This is a genomic window from Psychrobacter sp., from assembly GCF_041554015.1.
In the GTDB taxonomy this organism is placed as follows: Bacteria; Pseudomonadota; Gammaproteobacteria; order Pseudomonadales; family Moraxellaceae; genus Psychrobacter.
Genome location: NZ_JBFFMS010000023.1, coordinates 1 through 12,645, shown reverse-complemented (window position 1 = coordinate 12,645; position 12,645 = coordinate 1). Strand labels below are relative to the sequence as shown.

The 12,645-nt window shown below is 44.3% G+C and carries 13 protein-coding genes; 7 read left to right on the top strand and 6 right to left on the bottom strand.

Translation table 11 applies throughout. From position 1 onward, the window contains the following. Nucleotides 1–162: 162 nt before the first annotated feature. Nucleotides 163–765 carry a M23 family metallopeptidase gene (locus ABYU67_RS07455; protein WP_372844373.1) on the top strand — a complete coding sequence of 201 codons (603 nt, stop codon included), beginning with the start codon at nucleotides 163–165 and terminating at the stop codon, nucleotides 763–765. A 12-nt stretch (nucleotides 766–777) separates the two neighbouring features. On the opposite strand, the gene phoR is transcribed toward ABYU67_RS07455, so the two are convergent. The 3 genes from phoR to dtd form a co-directional block, all read right to left on the bottom strand. Then, nucleotides 778–1,872 carry a phosphate regulon sensor histidine kinase PhoR gene (gene phoR / locus ABYU67_RS07450; protein WP_372844372.1) on the bottom strand — a complete coding sequence of 365 codons (1,095 nt, stop codon included), beginning with the start codon at nucleotides 1,870–1,872 and terminating at the stop codon, nucleotides 778–780. An 89-nt stretch (nucleotides 1,873–1,961) separates the two neighbouring features. Continuing rightward, entirely contained in the window at nucleotides 1,962–2,666 is a 705-nt protein-coding gene (phoB, locus tag ABYU67_RS07445) for a phosphate regulon transcriptional regulator PhoB (protein WP_372844371.1), read from the bottom strand. A 158-nt stretch (nucleotides 2,667–2,824) separates the two neighbouring features. After that, the gene (gene dtd / locus ABYU67_RS07440; RefSeq protein WP_372844370.1) at nucleotides 2,825–3,280 is read right to left on the bottom strand and encodes a D-aminoacyl-tRNA deacylase; all 456 of its coding nucleotides are present in this window, start codon (nucleotides 3,278–3,280) and stop codon (nucleotides 2,825–2,827) included. Between the two features lie 164 nt (nucleotides 3,281–3,444). Here dtd and asd point away from each other — a divergent pair, with 164 nt between their 5' ends. The 6 genes from asd to phoU all read left to right on the top strand — a co-directional run bounded on the left by asd (nucleotide 3,445) and on the right by phoU (nucleotide 9,718). Next, nucleotides 3,445–4,278 carry an archaetidylserine decarboxylase gene (gene asd / locus ABYU67_RS07435; RefSeq protein ID WP_372844369.1) on the top strand — a complete coding sequence of 278 codons (834 nt, stop codon included), beginning with the start codon at nucleotides 3,445–3,447 and terminating at the stop codon, nucleotides 4,276–4,278. Nucleotides 4,279–4,577: 299 nt separating this feature from the next. After that, on the top strand, nucleotides 4,578–5,732 hold the full coding sequence (gene pstS, locus ABYU67_RS07430) for a phosphate ABC transporter substrate-binding protein PstS (RefSeq protein ID WP_372844368.1): 1,155 nt from the start codon (nucleotides 4,578–4,580) through the stop codon (nucleotides 5,730–5,732). A gap of 162 nt (nucleotides 5,733–5,894) precedes the next feature. Continuing rightward, the gene (gene pstC, locus ABYU67_RS07425; protein ID WP_372844367.1) at nucleotides 5,895–6,845 is read left to right on the top strand and encodes a phosphate ABC transporter permease subunit PstC; all 951 of its coding nucleotides are present in this window, start codon (nucleotides 5,895–5,897) and stop codon (nucleotides 6,843–6,845) included. An 82-nt stretch (nucleotides 6,846–6,927) separates the two neighbouring features. Continuing rightward, nucleotides 6,928–7,842 carry a phosphate ABC transporter permease PstA gene (gene pstA, locus ABYU67_RS07420; RefSeq protein ID WP_372844366.1) on the top strand — a complete coding sequence of 305 codons (915 nt, stop codon included), beginning with the start codon at nucleotides 6,928–6,930 and terminating at the stop codon, nucleotides 7,840–7,842. A 300-nt stretch (nucleotides 7,843–8,142) separates the two neighbouring features. Beyond that, the gene (gene pstB / locus ABYU67_RS07415; RefSeq protein WP_372844398.1) at nucleotides 8,143–8,901 is read left to right on the top strand and encodes a phosphate ABC transporter ATP-binding protein PstB; all 759 of its coding nucleotides are present in this window, start codon (nucleotides 8,143–8,145) and stop codon (nucleotides 8,899–8,901) included. A 73-nt stretch (nucleotides 8,902–8,974) separates the two neighbouring features. Further along, complete coding sequence (gene phoU, locus ABYU67_RS07410) at nucleotides 8,975–9,718, top strand: phosphate signaling complex protein PhoU (RefSeq protein ID WP_372844365.1); 744 nt, start codon at nucleotides 8,975–8,977, stop codon at nucleotides 9,716–9,718. A 92-nt stretch (nucleotides 9,719–9,810) separates the two neighbouring features. Here phoU and ABYU67_RS07405 read toward each other — a convergent pair whose 3' ends face one another. The 3 genes from ABYU67_RS07405 to fadA form a co-directional block, all read right to left on the bottom strand. Beyond that, a complete protein-coding gene (locus ABYU67_RS07405; protein WP_372844364.1) occupies nucleotides 9,811–10,437 on the bottom strand; it encodes an HD family hydrolase in 627 nt (208 codons plus the stop codon). Between the two features lie 184 nt (nucleotides 10,438–10,621). After that, nucleotides 10,622–11,197 (bottom strand): isochorismatase family protein, encoded by a 576-nt coding sequence (locus tag ABYU67_RS07400; RefSeq protein ID WP_372844363.1) that lies wholly within the window; start codon nucleotides 11,195–11,197, stop codon nucleotides 10,622–10,624. 253 nt (nucleotides 11,198–11,450) lie between these two features. Further along, on the bottom strand, nucleotides 11,451–12,623 hold the full coding sequence (fadA, locus tag ABYU67_RS07395; RefSeq protein WP_372844362.1) for an acetyl-CoA C-acyltransferase FadA: 1,173 nt from the start codon (nucleotides 12,621–12,623) through the stop codon (nucleotides 11,451–11,453). Between the last annotated feature and the right edge of the window lie 22 nt (nucleotides 12,624–12,645).

The window sequence follows — 12,645 nt, the reverse complement described above, 5'->3', positions numbered from 1 at the left end:
ATAGATAGTCACATTGGTATTTTAGGTAATGGTTATTTTAAAAACGCATAAACGTTATATGTATGGGGATAAAAGCCAGAGATAACAATGGCATACAAATAATAGAGAACTTAACTTATATAATATCTATTGAAATTTATTTAAAAACTCAAAGAGATTTCAATGCAAATAGATGGCAATAATAGTCCACCGAATCAAAAGTCAAAACCAAACTTTTTACGCCGTGTACTCAGTGTGCTCGTTAAGGCAGTGGTATTGTTGATACTGTTATTTGTATTTGATAAGCTCTTGCCCAGTCTCAGTGAGCAAACTCAGTCATTTGTGATGGCAAAATGGCAACAGCTCAGTTTATTACAACAAGAGCTACCTATAGAAAACAGTCTGCCCTCACCATTACCAGAGCAGCATCTAACGGATACATGGGGTGCTGCGCGTAGCCAAGGTCGCTCACATGAAGGTATTGATATCTTTGCCGCACGAGGTACACCGATACAAGCGACGACCCAAGGTATCGTTAGTAAGGTAGGCGAAGATGCGTTAGGCGGTCGCGTCGTGATGATAGTGGGTCCTGGCGGTGCTGGTCACTATTATGCGCATTTGGAAGACTATGCTGATATCTCTCCCAATGACTGGGTCAATGCCGGTGATATCATCGGTTATGTGGGTGACAGCGGCAATGCCAAAGGGACGCCGCCGCATGTTCATTATGGAATTTACATCAATGGCAGTGCGGTAAACCCCTATCCCCTTTTGCAAAAAGATTAGGATTTATACGCATCAATTTATCGTAGCAGAGCGTACATAATCGTTTGGAAATACCGCGCTAAATGTTGAACCTACGCCCTCTACCGACTCGATTTGCAAGCTTGCTTCATGCTGATATAACACATGTTTTACAATCGCCAGTCCAAGTCCTGTGCCGCCTGTTGCTCGGCTACGCCCACTGTCAACGCGATAAAAACGCTCGGTCAAACGGCTAAGATGCTTTGGTGCGATACCGATACCATTGTCTTCAACCGCAAATCGGCAACCCTCAGCAGTCTTAGTCCAACTGATAGAGATGTTGCCGCCTTTTGGTGTGTACTTGATGGCATTGATCACCAGATTAGATAGGGCACTATTTAGGTACATCTCTGAGCCATATAGACCATCATAGGTATCGATATGTAAGTGAATGGTATGCTTGTATTCCTGATTATATGCTTGCGCGTCATCATAGACATTTGTGAGCAGCTTGGTCATGTCGATATCATTAAACGCATGGGTTTCTTCAATTTCGATGCGGGACAGGAGCAATAAGTCATTGACCACCCTATTCATACGAGCTGTCTGCTGGGTCATCAGCTCAAAGCCGCGGCGCCAATGCGCAGGCATATCTGGCTGATCCGAGAAATTCTCCAGATAGCCCATCAGGACTGTCAGTGGCGTGCGCAGCTCATGCGAGACATTTGCCACAAAGTCGCGGCGCATCGCTTCTAAATGCTGCAAGCGGGTCACATCATAAATAATCAGTAGTTTTTCATCGCCAAATGGTGTCAGCTCACACTTTAAATACCGATTTGGGTCTTGCCACGAGACGATATGCACACTTTCATCGATATCGGTATTAGTATTAGCATTGGCATTAGCATCGACATTAAGCGTCGTCGCCTCTTGGTAATACTTAATAAACTCAGGTACTTGGATAAAGTCAAAAATGCACCTGCCTTTGTCTGAGGTTTGCAATGATAACAAATCCTGGGCCGCTTGGTTCCACCATTCAAGTCCATCATCGTCATTGAGCAAAATCACAGCATCACGCAATGCTCGTAAGGCACTTCTGATTTTTTTAAGTTGATTTGTGGCACCTTGCTCATTATCTTGGATAGGCATTTTTATTTATCCGTTATTTTTTATTATTTTTCTACTATTAGCCGCTCCCGATAAAAGGCGACACTATGTAATATTCATATTGATAGCGTCTACCCTTTTTCGATACGGCTGGAAAACCGATAACCGGTGCCCCGTACTGTTTGTATCAAGGTATCGCACTCATGTGGGCGTAATAAGGTACGCAGACGCTTTACATGAACATCAATGGTTCTATCTTCGATATAGACATTACCACCCCAAACTTGATCGAGCAGCTGGGCACGAGTATAAGCGCGCTCAGGATGGCTCATAAAAAATGCCAACAAACGATACTCGGTCGGACCCATCTCGATAATATCATCACCTACCATAAAGCGCTGGCTTTTGGCATCTAAAGTGAGCTTACCTATATTGATAGGTTTGTCGCCGCTTAGCGCATTACTACGTCGCAATACCGCTTTGATTCTTGAGATAAGCTCACGGGTCGAAAATGGCTTGGTCATATAATCATCAGCGCCTGCATCAAGACCATGTACTTTACTGTCTTCTTCACTTTTGGCGGTCAACATAATGACTGGTATCTCGGCAAGCAGCGTATCGCTTTTTAGCAGACGGCAAAAATCAATCCCACTTTTATCACCGGGTAACATCCAATCTAATAAAATCAGTGCGGGACGATGATCGACCACTTGTTGGTGCGCCTCTGACACATCTGCTGCCTGCAAACTATCAAATCCTGCCATCTCTAGGGTCATGACGACCATCTCACGAATGGCATCTTCATCTTCAACAATCAAAATTTGCTCTTTGGACATAGTGTATTCTTAATATATTCTTAATGTTAGAGGACAAAACAGCGTTTATAAAGGCAGTAGCAAACGCAAACCAGCGTTTCTTTATTAAAAGGCTTAATTATGACAGCTTAATGACATTTACTCTTAAGTTTATAATACTTGGTAGCCAATCTAATCAATTAATGCACTTCTAATAAAAAGTTCAATGGTCCATCATTGACACTCAGCACTTGCATATTCGCGCCAAACTGACCCGTTGCAACCGTTACATACTGCGTTTTTGCGTAATCGACCAATTGTGCAAATAACACTTGAGCCATATCAGGTGCCATTGCGCCACCAAAATCAGGGCGGCGTCCTTTATCGGTTTTTGCCATTAAGGTAAATTGTGAAACGAGTAATAGCCCACCGCCGACTTGTTGCACATTTTTATCCAGTTTACCGTATTTGGCTGGATCGTCATTATTTTCAAAGAGTCGATAAGTCAGGATTTTATCAATCATTCGCTGCGCACTTTGCAGGTTATCATCATGCCCCAAGCCAATATATGCCAGTACTCCAACATCAATGGCGCCAACCTCTTGCCCATCAACGCTGACGCTGGCGTGTTTGACCCGCTGAATAAGAGCTTTCATTGCTTACTTCCTTTAACGATTATGGTCATACAGTCTGCTGCTGACCATGATAAAATATAGTTATCTATAAATGTATGTTGCTGAATAAACCTAGCTGTTTATTATTTTCGCGCTTGAATTTTTATTTTAATAACGATTTTTACTACCTACTTTGGTCCTCTATTATGAATGTATTTACTACCTTACAACAGTTTGTACCGCAGCAAAAAATCAGTAAAGTCGCAGGGCGCTTAGCTGCCAGTCGCCACCCTTGGGTCAAGCGTACATTTATCCGCAGCTTTGCCAAAGCCTACGATGTTAGCTTAGATGAATATGAGCGTCAAAGCCTAAACGCTTATGAGAGCTTTAATGACTTCTTTACGCGTGAGCTACAAGACAATGCCCGTATTATCGATACTACCATCAATGGTATTGTCAGTCCTGCGGATGGCATGATATCGCAGCTTGGGCAGATTCATGACCATAAGCTACTGCAAGCAAAAGGTCGTGACTATGATATCGGTCAGCTCTTGGCGGATAGCGCCGATGGTGACTATTTTGCTGACGGCAGTTTTGCCACGGTTTATCTTGCTCCAAGCAACTATCACCGTGTGCATATGCCATTTGACGGTATATTAACCAAAACCCGCTATGTACCTGGTACACTATTTTCGGTCAATAATACCACGGCTGCTAATGTACCGGATTTGTTTGCTCGTAACGAGCGCCTCGTCTGTTTGTTTGATACCGAATATGGCAAAGCGGCGGTAGTGATGGTCGGGGCGATGATTGTCGCTGGGATTGAGACGGTCGCAACGGGTAAAATTAGCCGTACCGATGATATTCAAGAAGCCGATCATGATATGAGCTTTAAAAAGGGCGACGAGCTTGGGCGTTTTTATCTGGGCTCAACCGCAATTGTGGTACTACCAAAAGCTGCAAAAACGGACTGGCAAGCTACCATGCAGCACGGCTCAGTCGTTCAAATGGGACAATTATTAGGCAGCGCCAAAATCTGATGTCGTTTATCTAAGTAAAAACGCCTGTCACAAGTAATATTGAGCAACATGAGCATAGACAGTAACCAAAATACTGCCTATGCTTTTTTTTGTGCCCTCTCCTTTCTCATGTTTGTTAATACGGTCTTTTTTCAGTCGTTTTTTGTGAAAATAAGTCTTTATGTCATCAAATTGTCATATTTATTTGTCAAACTCTCCTTATTAACCGCAGAGCATCATTTCGGCAAACGCTAGAAAACCATTGTCATTGTTATTTATAAATGCTTGATACTCAAAATTGATAAATTTTAGGAGAAATAATGCGTTATTCATTCATGGCAGTAGCAATCGCTAGCACGTTGGCATTAGCCGCTTGTAACCAAACGACCAGCAGCAACGAGAGCGATAAAACCAACGAAGCAGCCACAGCAGCGCCATCAAATACCGCTGTTAGTAGCGACGCTAATGCAAGCTCAGCTGAAAGTGCCTCGATGAGTATTACTGGTGCTGGTGCTTCTTTTCCGCAGCCTATTTATGCTAAATGGTCTGATGCCTATAATAAAGCCACAGGTGGTCAGGTGAACTATCAGTCTATTGGCTCATCAGGTGGTATCAAACAAATCGTGGCAAAAACCGTAGATTTTGGGGCATCTGATGCGCCAATGACGCCAGAAGAGTTGAATGAAGCGGGTCTGATACAGTTCCCAAGTGTCATCGGTGGCGTCGTGCCTATCGTTAATATCGATGGTATCGAGCCCGGTCAGCTAAAGCTCGATGGCAAAATGCTCGCTGATATCTATCTTGGTAAAATCAGTAAATGGAATGACCCTGCTATCAAAGCGATGAATCCAGATCTCACATTACCAGACGCTGCTATTACCACGGTATTTCGCTCAGACGGTTCTGGTACAACCTTTAACTTCACTGACTATCTAGCCAAAGTATCAAGCGATTGGAATGACAGTGTTGGCGTCGATAAAACGGTCAAATGGCCAACATCGGCTACTGGCGCAGGCGGTAAAGGTAATGAAGGCGTGTCAAGCTATGTCACGCGTATGAAGAACTCTATCGGCTATGTTGAATACGCTTATGCCAAGCAAAACGGCATGGCTCACGTCGCCCTAAAAAATGCAGCGGGCAATGTGGTACAACCTTCTGCCAAAACCTTTGCAGCAGCAGGTGATATCGATTGGTCACAGCAAGAAGGCTTTTATAAAGTCATTACCAACTCTGAAACAGCGCAAGCTTGGCCAATCGCCGCGGCAACTTTTATCTTGGTACATAAAGAGCCACAAGATGCCAAGCAAGTCGCTGGCGTATTGAAGTTCTTTGACTGGGCTTATGCGCAAGGTGATGACGATGCGATGGCGCTTGATTATGTACCCTTCTCTGATACTGCCGTTGCTTTGTTTAAAGCAAAATGGAGTGAAGTGGTTGATAGCAACGGCCAGCCTGTTTATCAGCCTGCGCAGTAACCTGCTTATCCTAGTGATTGCATAATCACAGCTGAACCCACCTCTCAAACCACTATTCTCCGGTAGCGGTTTGAGAGGTTTTATCACAGGAAATTTTTAAGTTTGTTGTGATAAAACCTTCTTTACTATTTTGACTTGATTCTATTTAACGCTGAGACACTTATGAATGACCTAAGGTCCCAACTGGCTAAACAAAAACGTTACGATGCGGTCTTTGTCAATGCGACCAAAGCCTTTGCAATATTGGTGCTGTTGTCACTTGGTGGCATCCTGCTCTCATTAATCGTGGGCGCTTGGCCAAGTATTACTGAGTTTGGACTGGGATTTTATACCAGCAATAACTGGGATACGGTAAACGATCAGTACGGTGCGCTTGCGCCCATTTATGGCACGATTGTCACCTCCCTTATTGCGATCGCGATTGCTGTACCAGTCAGCTTTGGTATTGCGATCTTTTTGACTGAGCTATGCCCCAATTTCTTAAAGAAGCCACTGGGTATCGCCATTGAGTTGTTGGCAGGTATCCCTTCTATTATTTATGGTATGTGGGGCTTGTTTGTCTTTGCACCGTATTTTAGCGAACACATTCAGCCATGGTTGATTGAAAATATCGGTCCGATGCCGGTTATCGGCCAAGTATTTACCGGTGCACCAATGGGGCTTGGCATGTTTACCGCCTCCTTGGTACTGGCAATTATGATTATTCCTTTTATTGCCGCTACCATGCGCGATGTCTTTTCTGTGGTACCTGATTTATTAAAAGAATCTGCCTATGGCATGGGTGCAACGACGTGGGAAGTGATGTTCAAAATCATTTTACCTTATACCAAAGCGGGCGTGGTCGGTGGCGTGATTTTAGGACTTGGGCGTGCCTTGGGTGAGACGATGGCGGTGACCTTTTTGATCGGTAATGCCTTTAATATCAGCCCAAGTCTGTTTACCTCTGGGGTGACGATTACCTCTGCGCTTGCCAATGAGTTTGCTGAGGCATCAAGTGAGTTGCATTTGGCATCCTTACTACATTTGGGCTTAATCCTGTTTGTTATCACCTTTATTGTGCTGTCTATCTCTAAGCTGATGCTGATGCGTATCGACCAAAAAGCCGGTCGTTAAGTAGCGCTAGCATCTGTTATGACACAGTCACATTAAACCATTACTTGACCCAATCTTTCGACCAATAAAGGACAAACGCCTAATGACCTTAGCGACTGTCACGCCTGACAATGACCAAACCAGCCAGCCGACTTTGCCTTTTGAAGACCGCTATAACAAGCGCTTATATCATAAGCGCCGCCTGATCAATCGATTGGGACTTGGGTTTGCTATCTCAGCCATCGCTTTTGGTTTGTTTTGGCTTACGTGGATTTTGATCACGCTTTTTATTGAGGGTTTTCAAGGTCTAATTGAGATGCCAGTATTTATGGCAGATACACCGCCACCTATGGGTGATGGCGGATTACGTAATGCCATTATTGGTTCATTGATGATCGCCTTTTTAGGTCTTGCCATCGGTACACCGATTGGCATGATGGCTGGCATCTACTTGGCGGAGTTCTCACAAGGCAGCCTATTGGGTAAAGTCACTCGCTTTTTAAACGATATCTTGCTGTCAGCACCCTCTATCGTAATTGGTCTGTTTGTTTATGCATTGATGGTAAAAGGTCAAAGCTTCTCTGGCTGGGCTGGTGCCGTCGCACTGGCTTTGATTGTGATTCCAATCGTCGTGCGCACCACTGAAAACATGCTAAATCTGGTACCCAATACCTTGCGTGAAGCAGCTTATGCACTCGGTACGCCAAAGTGGAAGCTCATCAGCACGGTCACACTTAAAGCGGCCAAAGCGGGTCTAACCACAGGGGTGCTATTGGCATTTGCCCGTATCACTGGCGAGACCGCGCCGTTACTATTTACTGCGTTAAACAATCAGTACTTTAGCACCGATATGAGCCAACCGATGGCAAACTTACCGAACACTATTTATCAGTTTGCTATGAGCCCTTATGACAACTGGCATGCGTTGGCATGGGCAGCAGCATTATTGATTACCATGACCGTATTGATAGTCAATATTCTCGCCCGCTTTATTGGCGGTAAAGACCATACAAGATAGCTGATTTAAGCATTGACTAAGCAGCCCATTTATAGCGCACGTTTAGCCCTTATGTTCAGCACCTATATTGACAATACTCAAAGATAATTGGATATGATGATGACAGACTTATTAGAGAGAAAAGCGGTGAAGCACAAAACCAAGCAAGAGAGTGAGCAAAAGAGTGAGCAAAACTTCAGCCAACGTGGCTTATTTGGTCAATCCTTTTCTAATAGAGATCAAGGCAGTCAGATACCTCAGGGGCAGCAACCAGACAGCGCTTTGTTGACTCAGCAAACCGTAGCAGATATCCCTCAGCATATGCCGCCTGCTAAGATTAGCATTCGAGATCTCAATTTCTACTATGGTGATTTTAAAGCGTTAAAGAATATCAATATCGACATACCAGAGAAGAAAGTCACTGCTTTTATCGGCCCATCAGGCTGCGGTAAATCTACCCTACTCCGTACTTTTAACCGTATGTATGACTTGTATCCAAGTATGCATGCCGAAGGGCAGATCATCCTTGATGGTAGCAATATTTTGGCAAAAGAGATGGATGTTAATTTATTGCGTGCGCGTGTGGGCATGGTCTTTCAAAAACCAACGCCATTTCCAATGTCTATCTATGACAACGTGGCATTTGGCGTACGTCTTTATGAGAAGCTCAGCAAAGCTGAGATGGATCAGCGCGTCGAATGGGCACTTAAAAAAGCAGCGTTATGGCTTGAGGTAAAAGACAAGCTTCGTGCATCCGGTCTGTCGTTATCTGGTGGTCAACAACAGCGGCTTTGTATCGCTCGCGGTGTGGCGACCAAGCCTGAAGTGCTGTTATTAGATGAGCCAACCTCAGCGCTTGATCCGATCTCGACCGGGGCGATTGAAGAGCTTATCACCGATTTAAAAAATGACTATACGATTGCTATCGTGACCCACAATATGCAGCAAGCGGCGCGGGTTTCTGACTACACAGCCTACATGTATCTGGGCGATATGGTGGAGATGGGTGAGACGGATCAGATATTTACCAATCCCGCTCAAAAGGCGACTGAAGACTATATTACTGGGCGTTATGGTTAAAACGCTTGGTATAAATAGATGTATTTTTTATGCTTACACCCCTATGTAAATCTATAAGAATAAGGAAGTCGCCATGTTGGTAAGCCAAAAGCATTTGTCAAAGAGCTTTGATAATGAATTACATGAGGTGATTGATTTGTTTATGCAAATGGGGCACATGGTAGCAGAACAAGTCCTGATTGCCACCCGTGCATTATTAGCGGCAGATGAAACAAGCGCCAAACAAGTCATCGCTGATGATGATCTTATCAATCAGTTAGAAGTCAAAATCGATGAGCAAATCATATTATTGGTTGCCAAACGCCAACCAGCTGCCAATGATTTGCGTCTGGTCATGGCATTAAGTAAAGGGATTGTCGACTTTGAACGCGTCGGTGATGAAGCGGAAAAAATTGCCCGTATGGCCTGTCAGTTGATCGAGGATGGCGCATCCCCAAAGGGCTATTCAGAGGTTCAGCATTTGTCCAATCAAGTACGCTTGATGCTCCTTAATGCCCTTGAAGCATTTGCACGTATGGATACGCAGCAGGCATTTTCAGTATTGCAAAGCGATACGGTGGTCGATGAAGAGTATCAGTCTGCCACGCGCTCACTGATGACCTATATCATGGAGGATAATCGCCATGTGTCTAAGGTGATTAATATTCTATGGGTATTACGCGCATTAGAGCGTATCGGCGACCATGCGCGCAATATTGCCGAGCTGGTCATTTTTTGTACCAGCGGCAAAGATGTGCGGCATGCCGACTTTATGCACATCAAACAAATTGTTAAGCAGACCACGGATGCAAGCTTAAGTAGCCAATCTGCTAAATAGCCTATTCTTTATGTCACACGACAGTTAGGGCAAAATATAGTGAGTTTACAGCGCAAGAGCCACGTTAAAAATAGCGCTCTACTGCTATAGATTTATGCATCAATTAGCCAGCCCTGCGCGGTCGCAAATTCTATCTGCTCTGCAAGCCAATCATGGATACTCGGAAAACTGTCTTTAATAAAGGCGTGCGCGCTACTGACTTGCGAGCGCGTAACATTACCCTCAATCCACGTTTTTCCATTGGTATTTAAATTAAGCAAAAACGGTAATATTCTATCAACCACTCTAAGCAGTTGGGCTTCTTGACTGCTGCCAGTTTCCTGCTCCTCCCAAATCTCACTTAAATTTTTGATACCATTACCGCGCTCCCTTTGTAAGCGCGCAATCCCAGCGCGCTCTTCAACATGCGCATCAGCACGGGTGTCAGCATATAAAAAAGTATCACCGGCATCAATCTCACCCAAATCATGTACCAATACTAGCTTTAGCAATTTTTCATGATTGACATCAATTTCAAACTGCTCAGCGATGGACCAACATGCCATAGCAAGATGCCAAGAGTGCTCGGCTGAGTTCTCCAAACGTGTCGCCCCCGTCACATAGCTACGGCGATTGACCCGTTTAAGGGCATCTAATTCTAATAAAAAATCTGTAACATGGCTGATATCAATAGTGGAAGCGAGCGCTGACTGTTTTAGTAAAGATTTGGTTGGTGACATAATGTTCTCTAGCATTTGACAGGTAAATTTATAGTGCTCAAGACTAACTTTGGGCACAGAGATATATTATACCTTGATGAGGACGATAGAAGATGATGACCAAATAGCGTTAATAAGGGTCAATATAATAAAAAATAGCGCTTATGTGAGTAAGCGCTATCTGTTCTACAGAGAATAAAAACCGCTATTTAATCAAATTACTGATGGTTTTAAAAGCAGGGTCTTGGCTGCTGCGGCATAGCTCAAACAAAATGGTCTCAACCGTGGTAATCACGCCGCCGGCACGGCGAATGCGGCGAATCGCTTGCTTTTTATCATAGGGAAAACGCGAGCCAACCGCATCACCAATAATAACCGGCTGCATACCATTATCCAGCAAATCAAGCGCCGTTTGTAGCACACAAACATGCGCCTCTACCCCAAACAATAAAATAATACTGCGGTTTTGCTGTGCCAAATAATGCCATGAGTCATCATTATCACAGGCACTAAAGGTAACCTTTTCAAAGCCTTTGGCGTTTTTTTCTTCCAGTAACTCTCGAATCTCAGGTAAGGTATCGCCAAGTCCTTTTTTATATTGCTCATTGAGCATAATAGGGATATTTAATGCTTGCAGCCCTTTGATAAGCGTTGTTATTTTTTTAAGGATATTTTCATGGTCATAGATATGCGGTGTGAGGCGCTCTTGCACGTCAATTATCATCGCCTGAGTATTTTCACGGTCGATACGGTAGGTACGATCAGTAATCATATTGGACATAGTACACTCCTTGTACGGCTGACTTTGTTGTCAAAAGCTGTGTTAATTTATCATTTATATTGTCTTTATTAGCCCTACTCTTATTTAGTCACAGTTTAGCGAATGCGTCAATGGAGATAAGCGATATAACAACTGATGATATTTTAATTTTAGCAGGCACTTTGATGCATAAATGCAAAAACCCCTAGTTATGATGACTAGGGGTTTTTATTAGAGCAATTGGTTATTTTAAAATATTTACAAAATTACAGGCTTAAACACGCTCAATAATCGTCGCGATACCTTGACCAAGACCGATACACATGGTCGCAAGACCAATTTCAGTATCAGATTGCTCCATAGCATTTAGCAAAGTGACAGTGATACGAGCACCAGAACAACCAAGTGGATGGCCAAGTGCAATCGCGCCACCATTGATATTGACGATGTCTTGCTTATCGGTCAAGTTTAAAGCTTTTAGTACTGATAAGCCCTGCGCTGCAAATGCTTCATTTAGCTCGATGGTTTGCATATCATCAATACTCATGCCAGCACGCTTCAGTGCTTTTTGGGTCGCAGGTACAGGACCATAGCCCATGATGGCGGCATCACAACCGGCAACTGCCATGCTACGAATACGGGCACGAGGTTTTAGACCTAGCTCTTTGGCTTTTTGCGCGCTCATGACTAGCATAGCTGACGCACCATCAGAGAGTGCAGATGAGGTCGCAGCAGTGACTGTACCGCCTTTAGGATCAAAGGCTGGACGTAGCTTTTGCATTTGCTCCATCGTCGCATCAGGCCGAATTACTTCATCAACGGTACATAGTTGCAAGCGACCAGTGGCATCATGACCTTCGATACCGATGATTTCATTGTCAAAACGACCCTCAGTCGTTGCAGCCCATGCGCGGCGATGCGACTCAAGACCAAAAGCATCTTGCTCTTCGCGGGTGATATTGTTCATACGACCAAGCATCTCAGCGGTCAAGCCCATCATGTTTGAGGCTTTTGCATAGTGCTTTGATGCTTCAGGGTTTAAGTCAACGCCATGCATCATGCCAACGTGACCCATATGCTCAACACCACCGATGATGAACACATCACCTTGACCGGTCATGATTTGGGCGGCGGCCGTATGTAGCGCTTGCATAGATGAACCACATAGACGGTTCACGGTTTGGCCGCCAGCAGTCTTTGGAATACCAGCAAGCAAGCCGATGTTACGACCGATGTTTAAACCTTGCTCTAGGGTCTGGTTGACACAGCCCCAGATGATGTCTTCAACGTCGCGTGGGTCAAAGTCGTTACGCTCAACCAAGGCACGGACCAATTCAGCAGACATGCTATCAGCGCGGACATGACGGAACATACCGTTTTTGGTTTTACCCATCGCTGAGCGTACGCCATCTACGATGACCACGTCTTTTGGACTTAAAATTGTCATACTATCTTCCTTTTCAATTTTT